General features: G+C 67.9%; 18 protein-coding genes and 1 pseudogene. 8 read left to right on the forward strand and 11 right to left on the reverse strand.

The annotated features are described in order from the left end of the window. Positions 1–29: 29 nt before the first annotated feature. Together CSEG_RS06640 and CSEG_RS22975 are read right to left on the reverse strand one after the other, a co-directional pair. Positions 30–1,838: an acetolactate synthase 3 large subunit gene (locus tag CSEG_RS06640; protein ID WP_013078484.1), complete on the reverse strand. Its 1,809-nt coding sequence runs from the start codon at positions 1,836–1,838 to the stop codon at positions 30–32. A gap of 100 nt (positions 1,839–1,938) precedes the next feature. Next, positions 1,939–1,986, reverse strand: coding sequence for a hypothetical protein (locus CSEG_RS22975; protein ID WP_193852718.1), 48 nt, complete (start codon positions 1,984–1,986; stop codon positions 1,939–1,941). A 231-nt stretch (positions 1,987–2,217) separates the two neighbouring features. Between CSEG_RS22975 and CSEG_RS06645 the strand changes: the two genes are divergently transcribed. Next, positions 2,218–3,228, forward strand: coding sequence for a serine hydrolase domain-containing protein (locus CSEG_RS06645; protein ID WP_227878892.1), 1,011 nt, complete (start codon positions 2,218–2,220; stop codon positions 3,226–3,228). Here the strand turns inward: CSEG_RS06645 and CSEG_RS06650 are convergent. After that, entirely contained in the window at positions 3,225–3,710 is a 486-nt protein-coding gene (locus CSEG_RS06650) for a CinA family protein (RefSeq protein ID WP_013078486.1), read from the reverse strand. The two genes, CSEG_RS06645 and CSEG_RS06650, sit on opposite strands and share 4 nt — an antisense overlap. Positions 3,711–3,804: 94 nt before the next feature. Between CSEG_RS06650 and CSEG_RS06655 the strand changes: the two genes are divergently transcribed. Then, positions 3,805–4,356, forward strand: coding sequence for a hypothetical protein (locus CSEG_RS06655; RefSeq protein WP_013078487.1), 552 nt, complete (start codon positions 3,805–3,807; stop codon positions 4,354–4,356). On the opposite strand, the gene miaA is transcribed toward CSEG_RS06655, so the two are convergent. Further along, positions 4,343–5,263, reverse strand: a complete 921-nt coding sequence (gene miaA / locus CSEG_RS06660) for a tRNA (adenosine(37)-N6)-dimethylallyltransferase MiaA (protein ID WP_013078488.1) — start codon at positions 5,261–5,263, stop codon at positions 4,343–4,345. The two genes, CSEG_RS06655 and miaA, sit on opposite strands and share 14 nt — an antisense overlap. Between miaA and CSEG_RS21500 the strand changes: the two genes are divergently transcribed. The 3 genes from CSEG_RS21500 to CSEG_RS06675 are packed head-to-tail and all read left to right on the forward strand — an operon-like array spanning position 5,262 to position 7,298. Continuing rightward, positions 5,262–5,741: a hypothetical protein gene (locus CSEG_RS21500; protein WP_053463729.1), complete on the forward strand. Its 480-nt coding sequence runs from the start codon at positions 5,262–5,264 to the stop codon at positions 5,739–5,741. The two genes, miaA and CSEG_RS21500, sit on opposite strands and share 2 nt — an antisense overlap. A gap of 46 nt (positions 5,742–5,787) precedes the next feature. Continuing rightward, the gene (serB, locus tag CSEG_RS06670; RefSeq protein ID WP_041538223.1) at positions 5,788–6,636 is read left to right on the forward strand and encodes a phosphoserine phosphatase SerB; all 849 of its coding nucleotides are present in this window, start codon (positions 5,788–5,790) and stop codon (positions 6,634–6,636) included. Then, positions 6,633–7,298, forward strand: a complete 666-nt coding sequence (locus CSEG_RS06675) for an HAD family hydrolase (RefSeq protein WP_013078491.1) — start codon at positions 6,633–6,635, stop codon at positions 7,296–7,298. Before serB ends, CSEG_RS06675 begins: the two co-directional genes overlap by 4 nt. Here the strand turns inward: CSEG_RS06675 and CSEG_RS06680 are convergent. Beyond that, positions 7,295–7,480, reverse strand: a complete 186-nt coding sequence (locus CSEG_RS06680) for a hypothetical protein (RefSeq protein ID WP_013078492.1) — start codon at positions 7,478–7,480, stop codon at positions 7,295–7,297. The genes CSEG_RS06675 and CSEG_RS06680 overlap by 4 nt on opposite strands. 171 nt (positions 7,481–7,651) lie before the next feature. Here CSEG_RS06680 and CSEG_RS06685 point away from each other — a divergent pair, with 171 nt between their 5' ends. Beyond that, positions 7,652–8,722: an Mrp/NBP35 family ATP-binding protein gene (locus CSEG_RS06685; protein WP_041538224.1), complete on the forward strand. Its 1,071-nt coding sequence runs from the start codon at positions 7,652–7,654 to the stop codon at positions 8,720–8,722. 63 nt (positions 8,723–8,785) lie between these two features. Here the strand turns inward: CSEG_RS06685 and CSEG_RS06690 are convergent, their stop codons facing one another. From CSEG_RS06690 to CSEG_RS06710, 6 genes and pseudogenes are all read right to left on the reverse strand, one after another. Beyond that, complete coding sequence (locus tag CSEG_RS06690; protein ID WP_041538509.1) at positions 8,786–10,084, reverse strand: outer membrane protein transport protein; 1,299 nt, start codon at positions 10,082–10,084, stop codon at positions 8,786–8,788. Positions 10,085–10,306: 222 nt separating this feature from the next. Continuing rightward, positions 10,307–11,212: an SDR family NAD(P)-dependent oxidoreductase gene (locus tag CSEG_RS06695; RefSeq protein WP_013078495.1), complete on the reverse strand. Its 906-nt coding sequence runs from the start codon at positions 11,210–11,212 to the stop codon at positions 10,307–10,309. Between the two features lie 466 nt (positions 11,213–11,678). Beyond that, positions 11,679–11,776 (reverse strand): annotated as a pseudogene (locus tag CSEG_RS23245) (hypothetical protein); the annotation flags it as partial. Positions 11,777–12,079: 303 nt separating this feature from the next. After that, positions 12,080–13,084 (reverse strand): HlyD family secretion protein, encoded by a 1,005-nt coding sequence (locus CSEG_RS06700; protein ID WP_013078496.1) that lies wholly within the window; start codon positions 13,082–13,084, stop codon positions 12,080–12,082. Positions 13,085–13,104: 20 nt separating this feature from the next. Continuing rightward, a complete protein-coding gene (locus CSEG_RS06705; protein ID WP_013078497.1) occupies positions 13,105–13,854 on the reverse strand; it encodes an ABC transporter ATP-binding protein in 750 nt (249 codons plus the stop codon). Beyond that, positions 13,851–15,056, reverse strand: a complete 1,206-nt coding sequence (locus CSEG_RS06710; RefSeq protein WP_013078498.1) for an ABC transporter permease — start codon at positions 15,054–15,056, stop codon at positions 13,851–13,853. Before CSEG_RS06710 ends, CSEG_RS06705 begins: the two co-directional genes overlap by 4 nt. Before the next feature lie 324 nt (positions 15,057–15,380). Here CSEG_RS06710 and CSEG_RS06715 point away from each other — a divergent pair, with 324 nt between their 5' ends. Continuing rightward, positions 15,381–16,265, forward strand: a complete 885-nt coding sequence (locus tag CSEG_RS06715; RefSeq protein WP_013078499.1) for an EF-hand domain-containing protein — start codon at positions 15,381–15,383, stop codon at positions 16,263–16,265. Positions 16,266–16,465: 200 nt separating this feature from the next. Further along, positions 16,466–17,746 (forward strand): NupC/NupG family nucleoside CNT transporter, encoded by a 1,281-nt coding sequence (locus CSEG_RS06720; RefSeq protein ID WP_041538225.1) that lies wholly within the window; start codon positions 16,466–16,468, stop codon positions 17,744–17,746. The last annotated feature ends 27 nt before the right edge of the window (positions 17,747–17,773 follow it).

Consider the following 17,773-nt stretch of genomic DNA (forward strand, 5'->3'; position numbering starts at 1 on the left):
GGTGCTCTTCTTCTAACCCGTCCCGCGCCCTAGACCAGCCCGCGCCCGGCTTCGTCGATGACGCTGCCCAGGTCTTCGACCTCCTCGGGCAGGATCATCTCGTTGTGCGCCTTGCCCGATGGGATCATCGGCAGGCAGTTCTCGTGCTTCTCGACGCGGCAGTCGAAGATCACCGGCTTGTCGCTGTTGATCATCTCCAGGATCTTGCCGTCCAGCTCGGCCGGGTCGTCGCAGCGGATGCCGACCGCGCCATAGGCCTCTGCCAGCTTCACGAAGTCGGGCAGGCTGTCCGAGTAAGAGTGGCTGTAGCGCTCGCCGTGCAGCAGCTGCTGCCACTGGCGGACCATGCCCATCCATTCGTTGTTCAGGATGAAGATCTTGACCGGCAGGTCGAACTGGATCGCGGTCGACAGCTCCTGGATGCACATCTGGATCGAGGCTTCGCCGGCGATGTCGACGACCAGGCTGTTCGGATGGGCCAGCTGCACGCCCAGGGCGGCCGGCAGGCCGTAGCCCATGGTGCCCAGGCCGCCGGAGGTCATCCAGCGGTTCGGCTCCTCGAAGCGGAAGAACTGCGCGGCCCACATCTGGTGCTGGCCGACCTCGGTCGTGATGTAGACGTCCTTGTCCTTGGTCAGCTCATACAGCCGCTGGATCGCGTACTGCGGCTTGATGACCGTGTCCGAGGCCCGGTACTTCAGGCACTCGCGGGCGCGCCACTGGTCGATCTGGGCCCACCAGTCGCTGAGGGCGGCCTTGTTCGGCGACAGGTTGGCGGCCTTCCAGGCGGCGATCAGGTCTTCCAGCACCGAGCCGGCGTCGCCGACGATCGGCAGGTCGACGCGGACGTTCTTGTTGATCGACGAGGCGTCGATATCGATGTGGATCTTCTTGCTGCCCGGCGAGAAGGCGTCGAGGCGCCCCGTGACGCGGTCGTCGAAGCGAGCGCCGACGCAGATCATCACGTCGCAGTCGTGCATGGCGTTGTTGGCCTCGAACGTGCCGTGCATGCCCAGCATGCCCAGCCACGCCGGATCGGCCGCCGGGAAGGCGCCCAGACCCATCAGGGTCGAGGTGACCGGCGCGCCGGTCATGGCCGCGAACTCCCGCAGCGCCGCGCTGGCCTTGGGGCCGGCGTTGATGACGCCGCCGCCGGTGTAGAAGATCGGACGGCGGGCGCTGGCGATCATCTTGACCGCCTCGGCGATGCGGCTGGCGTCGCCCTTGACGCGCGGGGCGTAGGCGTGGGTCGATTGGACCTCTTGCGGGCCGTAGTACTCGCCCTTGGCGAACTGGACGTCCTTGGGGATGTCGATCAGCACGGGGCCCGGACGGCCGGTCGTGGCGATCTTGAAGGCCTCATGGATGATCTGCGGCAGGTCGCGGACGTCTTTGACCAGGTAGTTGTGCTTGGTGCACGAGCGGGTCATGCCGACGGTGTCGGCTTCCTGGAAAGCGTCGGTGCCGATCAGGTGCGTCGGGACCTGGCCGGTGATGACGACCATCGGGATCGAGTCCATCAGGGCGTCCATGATGCCGGTAATGGCGTTGGTCGCCCCGGGGCCCGAGGTGACCAAGACGACGCCTGGCTTACCCGAGCTGCGGGCGTAGCCCTCGGCCGCATGGGTCGCGCCCTGCTCGTGGCGGACCAGGATGTGCTGCAGGCGCGGCTCGTGGAACAGGGCGTCGTAGATCGGCAGGACCGCGCCGCCCGGATAGCCGAACAGCACCTCGACCCCCTGGTCCACGAGGCCGCGAACCACGATCTCGGCGCCCGTCATGGCGCGATCGGTGGTGTCGGCGGGAGCCTTGCTCTCGATGGTCTGGTGGGCGGTCATGGGACGGATCCGGTGGGAAGCAGGAAGGGGTAGGCGGAAAAGAAAAAAGGTCCCGAAGGACCTTTGCGCGCGCGACCGAACTACGGCGTGACTTCTAAGGTCACGTCGCGGACGGCCGCTCCATAAGTACGATCATGGTTTTGCGCACGAGTCTTGCTCCAAAGCTACGGAATGGGTGATGACATGCGCGCGTTAACCCGTCAAGGCGCGCATCACCGCAAGGATGTGCCTTTCTTGCGCGGTGTGACCTTACCGGAGTTTCACGTGACAGGGGCAGGTTTTCCCCATCACGGTCGCCCTCCCGCAATCGAGGAGCGTTTCAGTGTTCGGTCGGCGCGAATTTCTAGTTGGGAGTGCGGCGCTTGGTTTCGCCGGAAAGGTGTCGGCGGCGGCGCTGTCGGGCGGCGAGGCGGACAAGGCGGTGGACGCCTTCCTCAAAACCCAGCCGTTCCAGGGCGTGGTGCTGATCGGCAAGGCCGGCAAGCCGGTCTACTCGCGAACGGTCGGTTTCGCCGACATCGAGGGCAGGACGCCGACCAAGCTTGGCACGCCCTATGTGATCGCCTCGATCTCCAAGTGGCTGACCTCGACCGCGCTGCTGAAGCTGGCGGAGCTCGGGAAGATCGATCTCGAGGCGCCGATCTCCACCTACCTGCCCGACTACCGCGCCGACACCGGCGCCAAGGTCAAGTTGAGGCAACTGATGACGAACGTCAGCGGTGTGCCGAACGGCTTTTCGAGCTGGACCAAGGCCAATCCGGATCCGGACCTCTTCAAGAAGCCGATGACGACCGCCCAGGCCGTCAAGCTGTGGTGCTCGGGCGACCTGGCTTTCGAGCCTGGGACCAAGTTCGACTACGCCCTGACGAACTGGGTGATCCTCACCGCGATCATCGAGGCGGTCACCGGCGAGGCCTATGCGGACGCGATGTCCAAGCTGGTCATCGCGCCTCTGGGCCTGGCCCGCACCACGCCGGTCGATCCGCCGGACCTGGCCGTCTCCTATCGCACGCTCGACCCGCTGGTCCGGCAATCGAACGACCGCTTCTCCTTCTTCGCCGCCAGCGGAGGCTATTCCAGCACGGCGGGGGATTTGCTGAAGGCGGCGCACGCGATCTTCGATGGCGGGTTCCTGCCGCCAGACCGCAAGAAGGCGCTGCTGACCGTGGGCTGGCCGGACCAGGATTATGCCCTGGGTGGCCGCGTGAAGACCCTGTTCGCCGACGGCATGCCGCGCGTCTTCGCCTGGGAGACGGGCCGGGCGGCGGGCTACCGCTCGGTGCTGGGCCACCGTTTCGACGACCAGACGACCGTTGTCCTGCTGAACAACACCAGCATCACCCAGAAGGCGATGGACGAGTTCGCCTACAGCCTGTTCGGGACCGTCTAGGCTTCCAGCGTTCGGGCCAGCAACTCCAGCGTGGCGGCGGCGAAGGCCTGCATGTTGGAGCCGCGTTCGGGGCTGCCGGTCTCGATCGTGGCGCTGACCGAGGCGTCCTCGCCGACCACGGCCATGCAGCAATGGCCGGGCGCGTCGCCATAGCGGTTGCCGTCGGGCCCGGCGGCGCCGGTTTCCGACAGGCCCCAGGTCGCCTTCAAGTTCTTGCGGGCTACGCGCGCCAGCAGTTCCGCGTAGGGCTCGCTGGCCGAGCGCAGGCCGTCCATCGCCTTCTGCGGGATGTCCATCAGGGTCAGGCGCGCCCGGGCCGTGTAGACGACCGCGCCCCCGACATAGAACTTCGACGCGCCCGGCACCGCCAGCAACGCCGCCGAGATCAGGCCGCCGGCCGAGGACTCCGCCACGGCGACGGTCTCGCCTCGGGCGATCAGGCGTTCGGCGACGCGTTCGGCGAGGGCGTTGAGGTCGGACATCAGGCTTCCTTCGGGCTTACCTACCCTCTCCATAGGGACAAGTCGGCGACCTGCAAACACAGGCTATCGCCAAGATTGAGCGGCTGTGCTCACCATGGCCAAGCTCAACCTGGAGATCACCGTGCTCGTCCAAGCCGCCACGCCTCCCGCCGCGACCGCGCCGGCGCCGCCCGCGCCCCAGCCGCCGCAACTACAGAGGTTGGCGCCCGTCGCGCAGAAGGCCAGGCCGCTGACGCTGGCCAAGGGGGGGCGGACCGAGAACGTGGTGGTGCGCTACCAGATCTTCCTGCGGACCATCGCCAAGCCCGGCGCGGTTCCCGAGGCGCCGGAGGGGGTGACGGTGTCGGCCATCCCCTGCGTCTGGACGGTCGAGTCCTATCTGCAGCGCGATCTTTGCTTCTACTCGATCACGGGCCTGCTCGGGTGCGAGGAGGGCGCCACCACTCCGCTTCAGGCGATCGAGAACGGCCAGGCCGACCTGCCGGCCGGAACCGCCTGCGAGGTCTTCGCCAAGCCGGTGACCGCCGCCGAGGACCGGGTGATCGCTACCCTCGACCGGATGAAGGATCAGATGTTCGACGAGGATTACCAGCTGGCGGTGAAGCCGCGGCTGGTCAAGGCCGGCGCGACGGTCACGGAGCGCTGATCCGTTCCCAATCCGGCGTCTGGTTGCGGAACCAGGTCAGCTGTCGCTTGGCGTAGCGGCGGGTTTCCTGCCGCGCGGCGTCCAGTGCTTGCTCCAACGTGGTCTCGCCGCGCAGATGCGCCGCGAACTCGCGATAGCCGACGGCCTTGAGGGCGGGCAGGGACGGATCCAGGCCCCGGGCCTCCATCGCCCGGACCTCGTCCAGCGCGCCTTGCTCGAGCATCACCGACAGGCGCGCATCGCAGCGCGCATAGAGTTCCGCGCGGGGCGGATCGAGCACTAGCCCCTTCCAACTGCCTGGCTCGAGCGCCGGCTTGGTGTCGGTCTGCCAGGCGGTGAGGGACTTGCCGGTCGCGATGGCCACGGCGTGGGCCCGCACCAGCCGCTGGCGATCGCCGATCTCGATCCGTGCCTCGGCTTCGGGGTCCAGCGGTTTCAGGATCTCGCGGAACTCGGCCTCTCCACGCGCCGCGTACAGCAGGCCCGAGATTTCGCGTTGGGTCTCGGGCACGGGCGGCACGTCGGCCAAACCGTGTGTGAGCGCGCGGAAATAGAGCCCCGTGCCGCCGACCACGATGGCCGGATTGCCACGCGCTTCGATCTCGGCGAGGGCCGTGATGGCGGCTTCCTGCCAGCGCCCGACCGACCAGCCGACGGCCGGGTCGACCACGCCAAACAAGTGGTGCGGCGCGCGGGCGACTTCCTCGGGCGATGGTCCGGCTGTCAGCACGCGCAAGCCGGCGTAGATCTGCATGGAGTCGGCGTTGACGATCTCGCCGCCGATCCGTTCGGCCAAACGCAGGGCGTGGGCCGACTTGCCGCTTGCGGTTGGGCCCGCGATCAGCCAGATGCGATAGTCACCACCTTCGGAGCGATCCAAGGTTGCGTCAGACTGGGGAGAGCTCATGCGTCCGTCCTGCCTCATCGCGGCCAGCCTTGCCGCATCCGTCCTTCTTTCGCCAGCCTTCGCGAACGCGGCGGACGTCAACCCCAAGGCGGGGATCGCCCAGTCGCCAGCGGCCCAGCCTCCGGCGACGGCGCCAGCCCTCTCCGCGGCCACGAGCGAGAAGGTGGGCTGTGGCGCCGTTCTCATGATTTTGGGCAAGGTCGCCGACGGCTATCCCGAGATGTTCGCTAAGCAAAGCAATGGCAAGGCGGTGCAGTCCATGCTCAGCGCCTTCGGATTCAAGGGCAAGGCCATGCTGGACGAAGCCTTCGCGGAAGGCGGCGCCTTGGGTCTTACGCCCAGCCAGACGTATGAGGCCGGTGTCGCCTCGCTGCTCAGCCTGGCCAAGTCCGAAGTCACCGGCGCGAGCGACGCCAATGCGGCGGGGCGCCAGGCCGGCGTCGCCCTCATGAAGCGCTGCACGGGACTGGGCGGATAGTCGAGGCGGGTTGACGGGCGGGACGGCCTGGCTTAGCGCCCCCGGCATGTTCGCCATCACGCTCGTCGGCCAAGGGGCCGAAACCGTCGCTCGCGCCCTGGACCTGGGGCCGTCGGCCCTTCTGGGCCCGAACGCCGTGGATCTGTCGACGGACGTCGCGCTGGCGGACGCCAAGGCGCGGGTCGCGGAGATCGTCGGCGACCAGGCGATCGACTTCGCCATTCAGCCGGTCGAGAACCGCAGGAAGCGCCTGCTGATCGCCGACATGGACTCGACGATCATTAACGTCGAATGCCTGGACGAGCTCGCGGACTTCGCCGGCGTGAAGGCGCAGGTCTCCGAGATCACCGAGCGGGCCATGCGCGGCGAACTGGCCTTCGAGGGCGCGTTGCGCGAGCGGGTCGGGATGCTGAAGGGACTGTCGGTCGACGCCCTGCAAAGCTGCTACGACGAGCGCGTCCGGCTGAACCCCGGCGCGCGGACCCTGGTCATGACCATGGCCCAGCACGGCGCGCGCTGCGCCCTGGTCTCGGGCGGCTTCACCTTCTTCACCAGCCGCGTGGCGGAGGCGGCGGGCTTTCACCTGAACCGCGCCAACACCCTGATCGAGCAGGGCGGCGCGCTGACCGGCGAGGTCGGCGATCCGATCCTGGGCAAGGAGGCCAAGCTGGCGGCCTTGCGCGAGGAGACGGCGGCCCTGGGCCTTACCCCCGTCGACGCCCTGGCGGTCGGCGACGGCGCCAACGACCTGGCGATGATCGAGGCCGCGGGCCTGGGCGTCGCCTATCGCGCCAAGCCGATCGTCGCGGCCCAGGCCGACGCCAAGGTCGACCACACCGACCTGACGACCTTGCTCTACTTCCAGGGCTATCGCGCCGAGGAGTTTGTCTCGTGAGTTTTCCGCGCCGCGTCGATGCGGTGGTCTTCGACATGGACGGCCTGCTGCTGGACACCGAGATCGTCTACCGCGCCGCGATGATCGAGGCTGGGAGCGTCTTCGGCGTCCAGTTCACCGGCGAGACCTACGCCTCGATGGTGGGCAAGACCAATCCCGAGTGCGCGGTGATGCTGCGCGAGCTCTACGGCGAGACCTTTCCGGCGCAGGCCTATTTCGAGCGCGTCTGGGCTGACGTCGAGGATCTGCTGGAGGCCGAGACCAAGCTGAAGGCCGGGGTGGTCGAAATCCTCGACTATCTGGACGATCGGGGCCTGCCGCGCGGCATCGCCACCTCGAACGGCATGGCCGCCGTGGAGCGTTATCTAGGCCGCTTCGATCTGCTGCACCGTTTCAACGCCGTGGTCGCCCACCACGATGTGACGCGTCACAAGCCCAATCCCGACCCGTACCTGCTGGCGGCGCAGCGCATCGGCGTCGATCCCAGCTACTGCCTGGCGCTCGAGGACTCGCACCCCGGCGTCCGCGCCGCCCACGCAGCGGGCATGATGACGGTGATGGTGCCGGATATTCTCGACCCGAACGAGGAGATGCACGACAAGTGCGTCCACATCGCCGAGAGCCTGCATCACGTGATGGATCTGCTGAAGGCCGCGTCCTAGCCGACGAGCGACACGATCGATGCGGTCGAGACCAGCATGACGGACTGGGCCGCCTCGTTGTTTCGACGTTGCTGCTCAGTACGCTTCGCGGCGCGAGCCTCCGCGGCTTCAGTGAGGATTTCGTGCCAGCGCTGTGGCTTGCCATAGGCGCCGGGCTGCAGGGGAGATCGTCTGGCCATCATGCGGAAAACTCCACGATGGCCGGAGCTTAGCACGACAGGCGTCGCCGACCAATCGCCCTAAGGGCCGCGCCCGGCTTGTAAATGCCGCCGGTCGCGCGGATATGAGGGCTCGCAATACGAGGCCTGACTGACGTGACCGGCGTAACCCCCGCTACTCTCGACGACGCCCGCATGGCGCTGGACCGCATTCCCGACCCCGTCAGCGGGCGAGGGCTGGTGGCGGCCGAGCTGGTGCAGGGCCTCGTGGTCCGCAACGGCCGCGCCGGCTTCATGCTGGAAGTCCCCGCCAGCCAGGCCGCGACCTACGCCCCAATCCGCGAGGCCGCCGAAAAGGCCCTGGCGGCTCTGCCGGGGATCGACGTCGCCCAGGTCGTGCTGACGGCCCAGGCGGCCGAGGGCGCGACCCGGGTGCGCAGGGGGGCGAAGGTCTCCGACGACCCGCAAGCCCGCATGGTCCCGCCGCCCGAAGCCGAAAAGCCCGCCCACGTCCGTCACGTGATCGCGGTGGCCTCGGGCAAGGGCGGGGTCGGCAAGTCCACGGTCTCGACCAATCTCGCCGTCGCCTTCGCCCAGATGGGCCTGCGCGTCGGCCTGCTGGACGCCGATGTCTACGGCCCCTCGGCGCCGAAGATGATGGGGGTCGACGGCGATCCGCTGTTCGAGAACGAGAAGCTGCAGCCGTTGGAGGCCCATGGCGTCAAGCTGATGTCGATCGGCTTCATCGTCGACGAGGGCAAGGCGATGATCTGGCGCGGGCCGATGGCCTCGTCGGCGGTTCGCCAGATGATCCACGACGTCGCCTGGGGCTCGGAAGCCCAGCCGCTGGACGTGCTGGTCGTCGACCTGCCGCCCGGCACCGGCGACATCCAGCTGACCCTCGTTCAGAAGCTGCGGATCGACGGCGTCGTGCTGGTGACCACGCCGCAGGAGATCGCCCTGATCGACGCCCGCCGCGCGGCGGTGATGTTCGAGAAGACCGCGACGCCGATCCTGGGGCTGATCGAGAACATGGCCTTCTTCGCCGATCCCTCGACCGGCGCGCCGATCCCGATCTTCGGCGAAGGCGGCGGCGTGGCCGAGGCCGCGCGCCTGCAGGTTCCGCTGTTGGGCCGCGTGCCGATCGAGATGGGCGTGCGCATCGGCGGCGACGAGGGGGTTCCGGCCGTGATCGGCGAGCCCAAGGGCCAGGCGGCCCAGGTCTTCGTCGCGGCGGCCAAGACGCTCTGGGACGCCGTCGGCTAGCATCCACGAAAAAGCCCGCCAGGATCGCTCCCGGCGGGCTTTCTCTTGGATCGTTCGCGGCGCTTAGAAGCTGAAGCGCGCGCCGGCCGACAGGACCACGGCCGAGCCGGTGACTTCGCCGTTCAGGCGAGCGGTCGAGCTGGTCGCCGTCACGTCGGTGCGGTTGATCGTGCTGTCGTCGAAGGCGATGTAGTTGATCGCCGCGTCGAGCTTCAGGTCGTCCGTCGCGGCCCAGGTGGCGCCGGCGGCGTACATCATGCGGTCGCCGTCCGGAACACGGGCGGTGCGGCCGACGTCCGGCGTCGGGGTCGGGTCGTACTGGACGCCGGCCCGCAGGGTCAGGCGCGGCGAGGCCTGGAAGTCGACGCCGGCGGCGTAGGTGGTGACGTCCTTGTAGTCCTGGACGCTGGTCGAAGCGCCGCCCGTATAGGTGACGCGGATGGCGTCGAACTCACCCCAGCCGACGCGGCTGACCGAGGCGTTCAGGGTCCATTGGTCGTTCACGGCCCAGCGGGCGCCCAGGTTGGCGATCCAGGGCAGGGTGATCTTGGCCTGGCCGTCGGTCGAGAAGTTGCTGGCGGCCGGGATCGGCGCCAGCAGGCCCGAGACGGCGACCGTGCCGTCCAGCTTCTGGTCGATCTTCGAGCGATAGCTGGCGCCGATCGTCAGGCTCTTGGACGGGTGCAGCTGGGCGCCCACGGTGTAGCCATAGGCCCAGCCGTCGCCCTTCAGCGACTGATGGCCGTCGGGCTGGAGCGGCGAGATGTTGGGCAGGGCGTTGGTCAGGGTCGCGTCGGCGTACAGCGCCGTGAAGCCGACGCCCAGGTCCAACATGTCGTTGACCCGGTAGGCGACGACCGTGTCGATATTGATCGTGCGCAGGTGCGACTTCAGCGCGTCATAGCGGGTGAAGCTGTCGGCGTTGTACTCGGTGGTGAAGTTGTACGGGGCCGACACCGCCATGCCCAGCGACAGCTTGTCGTTGATCTTGAACGCGCCGCCCAGGTTCGGGACCACGCCGTCATTGATCGGGTCGAAGGCCGTGCCGGCGCCGCCGATCGGCGTGGTCAGGCCGGCCGGGGGAACCGGACGCGTGATCGTCGAGCCGTTGTTGACGACCTTGGAGTTCACCTGGATCGCGTTCACGCCGAGGGCGATTTCGCTGCGGTCGATGCCGGCGATCGAGGCGGGGTTCCACCACAGGCTGCCGACGCCCTTGTCGGCGACTTCGCCGGAATAGGCGCGACCGGTGCCGCGCACCGACTGCTCTTGCAGGTAGAAGGCCGAGGCCGAAGCCTGCGTGGCGGCGGCGAGGGTCAGAAGGGCGACCCCGGCGGCGAGGTGCGTACGCTTGAGAGACATGAGACTGACGACCTTGTTAAATTTGGGCTCGCCGATCACCCGGTCGGCGCCTTTGAGCGCCGCTTTAACGCACCCGCGGCAAGAATGTTGCCCTAAATTGATCCAGGCGTGAATTTTGTCGGTTTTGTAAAAGAACTGGGGCCATAAAGGCCCCAGATCAATCGTCGTTATGTCAAAACTGTCCCTTTAGCCGGACAATTGAAAGCGAATGCTCAAGCGGGGTCAGCCGCCGGCCATCTTTCGGAAGAACTTCTGACCCTGCTCGCCGCCGTTGAAGTAGGCTTTCTGGCCGCCTTCGTCGGTGATCTTGTCCCAGCTGTCGCGGACTTCCTCGGCCGACAGGCCGCCTTCGCCCAGATAGACGCCTTCGGTCTCGTAGATGCGCGACAGCGCGAAGGCGCCGGCGCCGGCCGTCAGGATCGCGCCGGTCGGGGCCTCTTCCGAGCAGAGATAGACGACGCCCGGCGTGACATATTCCGGCGCCAGCTTGGCCAGCACTTCCGGCGGCATCAGGCCCTCGGTCATGCGGGTGGCCGCGACCGGGCTGATGGCGTTGATCTTCACGTCGTTCTTGGCGCCCTCGAGCTTGAGCGTGTTCATCAGGCCCAGCACCGCCATCTTGGCCGCGCCGTAGTTGCTCTGGCCGAAGTTGCCGTACATGCCCGACGACGAGGTGGTGACGACGATGCGGCCGTAGTTCTGGGCCTTCATGATGTCCCAGACCGCCTTGATCGGCTTGAAGGTGCCGAACACGTGCACCTGCATGACCAGCTCGAAATCGGCCAGCTCCATCTTGGAGAGGGTCTTGTCACGCAGGATGCCGGCGTTGGCGATCAGGATGTCGATCCGGCCCCAGGTATCCATGGCCTGCTTGACCATGTGGGCGACGCCGGCGTCGTCGGTGACCGACGAGCCGTTGGCGATGGCCTCGCCGCCGAAGGCCTTGATCTCCTCGACCACCTTCTGGGCCGCTTCGGACGAGCCGCCCGAGCCGTCGACGCTGCCGCCCAGGTCGTTGACCACGACCTTGGCGCCGCGCCGCGCCAGCTCCAGGGCGTGCTGTCGGCCAAGGCCGCCGCCCGCGCCCGTCACGATCGCCACCTTGCCGTCGAAGCGGATGTCCGCCATGCCGAAGTCTCCCTCAAACGCGTGTTTGGTTTGGCCGTGTTGTGCGGCGCGGGGCAGGGGAGGTCAAGGGGAGCCCGCGCTTGACTGTAGCGGAGCGCCCCCTCCGTCACGCGGCCTTGCCGCGCGCCACCTCCCCCGTTTCACGGGTGAGGAGGAGGCTCATCCTCCCCCGCGCGCGGGGGAGGTGGATCGACGCGGATACGCGACGAGACGGAGGGGGCGCTGACTGGACATACCCCCGCCGCCTCACGCGATCGCTCGCTGAAGGGATGGAAAGGGACGCGGAGCGCCGGACGACGTCCGGAGGTTGGATAGTGATTACCGTTTCGACGAAGCCCGACGCTCCGCGCGACCGTTATCCGCCAGCGTCCCGGGAAGGTGGCCCTATTCGGGCCTTACCGGAAACCAGGCGTCTCCGTTTCCGGAAGCGCCTGGGGATCGGAGAGGGACGAACCCTTTCCCCCGACCACGCCCACGGCGGGCGGGTGAGCCCAGCAGCTCATCCCCGGACCGTCCGAGTAACCCCCTCGAACCTGTCCCCGCTCGATCGCCCCCCGCCGCCACGATGGTCGCTGGCCATGCGCCCTTTCCTCGCGACGAGGTGGGTAGAGCATATGGGCGGTTTCAACGCGGATGATTGAGCGGCGTGCAAAAGTGGGAAGTGCTTGAAATCGCTCGGTTCGATTTCGGATACGCGGATGATAGAGCGCCGCGAACGCTCGTGAAGATCCTCCCCCGTGACACGGGGGAGGTGTCGCGGAGCGACGGAGGGGGCAAGCTGGAGATCGGCCCAGTTGGCCCCCTCCGGCCCTCTGGGCCACCTCCCCCGCATCGCGGGGAGGAACTGGGCGCTAGCCTGTCCGCCCTTTACGCCTTCTTCTTCGCGCCGCCCGCGACTGGCGGGGTCGGCTTGTCGCGCTTCACGCCGGCTTTCTGGCCGGGCTTCATGAACTTGACCAGGACGCGCTGGCCGACCAGCAGCGGGGCGCCGTCGGCGCTGACCACCACCTCGACGACGCGTTCGTCGCTGCGCTGGCTGGGGTCGTCCGAGGCCAGCTTGCGGGCGCCGAACACCGAGGCGCGGCGCAGCACCTTGCCGATATAGGTCTTGTCCGGGTCGCTTTCCGGCTGGATCTCGACTTCCTGGCCGATCACGACGTTCGGAATGTCGGCCTCGACGATCTCGGCGCGGACGATGCGCTGGGTGTTCGGCTCGAGGTCGAACATCGCCGTGACGTTCAGGGTCGAGGCGCCGGCGCCGGGGTTGGCCTGGCGGCGGGCGATGCGGCCGTCGGCGGGCGCGCGGATGATCGTCAGCTCCTGATTGTAGTTGGCCTGCGCCAACTGGGCGGATGCGACGCTGATCGCCGCCTGCTGAGCGCCGATATTGGCCTGGGCCTCCGCGATCTTGTCCCGCGCGGCGTCCAGCCGTTGAGCGGCCACGAAGTTCGAGGCGGTCAGGCCTTGCAGGCGGGCGTGCTCGCGCTGGGCCGTGCGCAGCTGCACTTGATAGAGCTGCAGTTGGGCCCTGGCCGAGGCGAGGGCGGCCGAGGCGGTCTGGGCGGCCAGGCGCGCGTCGTCGTCCTCTTGCTTGGCCAGCGGCTGGCCGGCTTTGACGATGTCGCCCTCCTGGACGAAGACGTCACGCACGATGCCTTGGCGGCGGGCCGCCACCTGGATCACGCCGCCCTCGACGTCGGCCTTGCCCTGGGCGATGGCGGCGTAGGGGGAAGGCTCCTCCTGAGCGGCGGCGGCCTCGAGTTTCTTCTTCTTCTCGGCCGCTTGGCCCTTCATGTAGAAGAATCCGCCGCCGAGCAGAACGACGACAACAAGAACGATCCAGAAAGCGGGTCGGCGCAGGAAGCCGGGCATGTCGAGGTTCCCCCAGAAAATCAGTGGCTAAGCGGCGCGGGATTGGCGTCGGGCGTGCGGCGCACGTCGTCCAGGATCCGGCCGTCTTCGATGTGGATGACGCGGTCGGCATAGGCCTCGAGCCGCGGGTCGTGGGTCACGCAGATCACCGCCGCGCCGCGCTCGGTGGCGGCCGCGCGCAGCAGCTTGATCACGATCTCGCCGCTCTTGCCGTCGAGGGCCGAGGTCGGTTCGTCCGCGAAGATCAGGTTCGGGTTCTTGGCCAGGGCGCGAGCGATGGCCACGCGCTGCTTCTCGCCGCCCGAAAGCTCGGACGGGCGCTGGTTGACGCGGGGCCCGAGGCCCACAGACTCCAGCGCCGCCTGGGCGCGCTTGGCCGCCTCGCCCGGGCTGACGTCCTGGTACTTCAGCACCGTCATCACCTGCTGCTTGGCCGTGAGGGCCGGGAACAGGTTGAAGCCCTGGAAGATGAAGCCGCAGTGGTCGAGGCGGAACTTGTCGATCTTGCCCTTGGGCATGGCCCACAAGTCCTTGGCCTCCAGCGCCGAGACCTTGCCCTCGTCGGGCATCAGGAGGCCCGAGAGCGCCGCCACCAGCGTGGACTTGCCCGAGCCAGACGGGCCCATGACCATGGTCACGTCGCCGTGCTTGGCGTCGAAGTCCACGCCCTTGAGCACTTCGATGAAGGTGCGGCCGGTCTTGAAGCGCTTGACCAGGCCCTTGGCGGTCAAGGCGGACTCGCCGCGCTTGTGAGCGTTGTCACCGTTCATCGCAGCAGGTCCGCCGGTTGGCTGTTCTTGAGGATGCCCAGCGACAGGAAGCCGGACAACATGGCGATGGCGATCAGGAACACCGCGACGATGATGACCAGCGTGGGCGGGAAGTACATCGGCACCCCGCCGGCCACGGCCAGCATGGAGACCAGCCAGGTCAGGAGGCCGGCGGCCAGGACGCCGACGATGCCGACCCAGAAGGACAGCTCCATGACGATGTTGCGCAGGTCGCCCATCGACACGCCCAGGGCGCGCAGGGACGCGAACTCCTTGATGTTGGCCATGATCGCGCCGCGCAGGGTCTGCCAGGTGATGGCCACCCCGATCAGCAGGCCCAGGAAGGCCGAGAAGCCCAGCATGATGCCGATGATCTGGTCTTCGAGCATGGCGTTGGAATTGGCGTCGGCCAGTTCCTGGCGGGTCCAGGCGCGGAACTTACCGTCGGCCTTCTTGTTCAGTTGGGCGGCGACGATCTCGGCGCGGGCGGAGTCACGGATCTCCACCATCAGCGGACCGACGCGCTGGCCGGTGTCGGCCTCGCCCAGCATCCGCAAGGTGTCGCGCGACATGACCAGCGTGGGCTGGATGATGTTCGGGTAGCCGCGGGTGACAACGGCGATGTTGATCGTCTTGCCGTTGTAGAGGGCCTTGTCGCCCTTCTTGACGCCCAGGCGCTTCAGCGCCGTCTCATCGACCGCGACCGCGTAGGGGCGGCGCAGGGCTTCGATCATCGACTGCGTGTAGTCGGTGGGCACCGTGACATAGCCCGGGATCGCGTCGACGACGGTGACGTTGACGAACTCGGTCTTGCGGGCCGTGCCGCCGCTGGCGCCCTTTTCGCCCTTGCCGGCCCGCTTGGCGCGCGCCTCTTCCTTGGCCTGCTGCTCGGGCGACAGGATGTTCTGGAAACGACCGCCGGAGCCGTCGAGCGGCGCGACCTGGGTGACCTCGGGATGGCTGTAGACCAGCGGGATCATGCGGCGCGGCAGGCCGGAAGGGCCGCCGAACAGCGCCTTGGCGCCCGGGCCCAGCACCATGATGTCGGCGCGGGCGCGGTCGATCTGGGCGGTGAAGCCCTTCCCGATGCCCACGAACATGCCGACCTGGGCCAGCACAAGCAGCCCGGAGAAGGCGAGGGCGACCACAGCCGCCATGTAACGACGCCACTCGTATAGCAGAGTGGACAAGGCCAACGACATTCGGACTCTCGCTCCCCCAAACCTCAGGTGGCAGGAATGACCGGCGATCGATGAAGGTCCAAGTTAAATCGGGGTAAGGCGGATTTCCGGCCTGAAAAAAACGCGCGCTCGGGAGATCGAAGGGCGATCTTCCTTGAATCCAGGCGTGGCGGCGTTGTTGGGCGGGCGACAGGCGCTGTCGCTCGGCGGCCGAGCGGCGGCGTGTTGCGACGCTGAAACGTCCGGAAAGCTGGAATGCTTTTCGCTGCCCTTTCGTTCGCGTCGGCCTTTCGGCGCGGACGGGGCGGTCCAAGGGATCGCGCCCTTTGAGAGAGGGATAGCGAGATGACCATAAGCAGCGCTGCGTCATCGACCAGCCTGGCTCAACTTCGTCAGCTCCAGCAGACCACCTTCAAGACCGCCGACGCGGACGGCGATGGGCAGCTGTCGCAGACCGAGTTCCAGTCGATCGGGCAAAATGTGCAGGGCTCGGGGCGGGAGCGCGGGCCCCCGCCGATGCGGGGCGGCGGCGGTCCGGGCGGAAATTTCAGCGGCGACACCTTGTCGGCGCTGCTGTCGACCCAGTCGGTGGACGACGTCGCCAGCTCGGTCATGTCGGCGGGTGACGCCGACGGAGATGGTTTGCTGAGCGCTGGCGAGATCTCGTCGGCCCTCTCGGCCAAGGCCCCGGAGGACGCACAGGGGCTCGGGTTCGAGGACAAGATGGCCTCGGACATCGTCGCAGCGCTCGACAGCGATGGCGACGGCGCCCTGTCGACGACCGAGATCGCCAGCGCCATCTCCAACGCGTCCAGTTCGTCGTCGTCCCAGGCGATGCGCGGCCCGCCGCCGGGCGAGGGCGCCGAGGGCGCTGGCGGTTCGGCGAGCTCGAGCGGGGTCTTCGAGAGCCTGGACGCCAACCAGGACGGCGTGGTTTCGGCCGAGGAGCTGGCCGCCGCCAATGGCGGAGACAGCGCCGACGCGACCGGCGCGGCTTCCGACCTGATCACGGCGGCCGACCAGGATGGCGACGGATCCCTGAGCGGCGAGGAGTTCTACGCCCTGCTCGACCAGGGCAAGGCCGCGAGCGCCGAGTCCGCCTCGTCGGTCGCCAGCCTGATCTCGGGTTCGACGACCGCGGCCGACCTGATGCAGAAGCTGCTGGCGCAACTGGACACGGCGTTGACCGCCTCGTCCGGCGCGACCAGCGGCGCGAGCGTCACGGCCTAGCGACGCTCACCGTCATCCCGGTCCGGGGCGCGCGCCGGGATGACGCCTTCCTCGCGGTAAGAAGCTTATGACTTGGGCGACTTGCCGGGTGTTTAACCATTCCCTAAGCAATCCGCTTGCGCGGGGCGGCTGACTTGGTGTCATTTCGCCCCTTGGCGGGCGTCGCGGGGGCGTCGCCCTTTTGTAAGGTCTTCGTCTTGATGTTCCGTCCTGAGAACGTTCAGGCCCTGGCGGGTTTGGCGCTCACCCTTGGCCTTTGCTGGCTGGTCTCCGAAAATCGCAAGCGATTCCCCTGGGTGCTGGCCATCGCCGCTCTGGTCGTCCAGGTGCTGTTGGTGCTGGTCCTGTTCGGTCTGCCCCAGGCCCAGAGGCTGATGCAGGGCGTCAACGGCGCGGTCGAGGGGCTCGCCTCGTCGACCCAGGCGGGGACGGCCTTCGTGTTCGGCTTCCTGGCCGGCGGCGACCAGCCGTATCCGGTGACCAATCCGGGCGCGGGCTTCATCTTCGCCTTCCGGGTCGTGCCGGTGATCCTGGTCGTCTGCGCGCTGTCGGCGCTGCTCTGGCACTGGAAGATCCTCAAGTGGCTGGCCCAGGGCTTCGGCCTCCTGTTCCAGAAGACGCTGGGCCTGCGCGGCCCGCCGGCCCTGGCCACCGCCGCCACCATCTTCATGGGCCAGATCGAGGGCCCGATCTTCATCCGCGCCTATCTCGACAAGCTGAGCCGCTCGGAGCTCTTCATGCTGATCGCGGTCGGCATGGCTTGCGTCTCGGGCTCGACCATGGTCGCCTACGCCACCATCCTGGCCGACGTGCTGCCCAACGCCGCCGCCCACGTGCTGACCGCCTCGATCATCTCGGCCCCGGCCGGCGTGCTGCTGGCCCGGATCATCGTCCCCTCCGACCCGATGGAGAAGGGCGCGGACCTCGATCTCGCCACCGAGGACAAGAGCTACGGCAGCTCGATCGACGCGGTCATGAAGGGCACCACCGACGGCCTGCAGATCGCGCTGAACGTCGGCGCGACCCTGATCGTCTTCGTCGCCCTGGCCACCATGGTCGACAAGATCCTGGGCGCCATGCCGGACGTCGGCGGCCAGCCGCTGAGCATCGCGCGCGGCCTGGGCGTGATCTTCTCGCCGCTGGCCTGGGCCATGGGCGTGCCGTGGAAGGAGGCCGGGACCGCCGGCGGCCTGCTGGGCGTGAAGCTGATCCTCACGGAGTTCACCGCCTTCATCCAGCTCGCCAAGGTAGGCGCGACGTCGCTGGACGAGCGCACCCGCATGATCATGACGTATGCGCTGTGCGGCTTCGCCAACATCGGCTCGGTCGGCATGAACGTGGCCGGCTTCTCGGTGCTGGTGCCCCAGCGCCGCCAGGAGATCCTCAGCCTCGTGTGGAAGGCGATGATGGCCGGCTTCCTCGCCACCTGCCTGACCGGTTCGCTGATCGGCCTGATGCCGCGGTCGCTGTTCGGGCTGTGATCAACTAAAAGTTGCTCCATCTTCTCC

The sequence above is a fragment of the Caulobacter segnis ATCC 21756 genome, assembly GCF_000092285.1.
In the GTDB taxonomy this organism is placed as follows: domain Bacteria; phylum Pseudomonadota; class Alphaproteobacteria; order Caulobacterales; family Caulobacteraceae; genus Caulobacter; species Caulobacter segnis.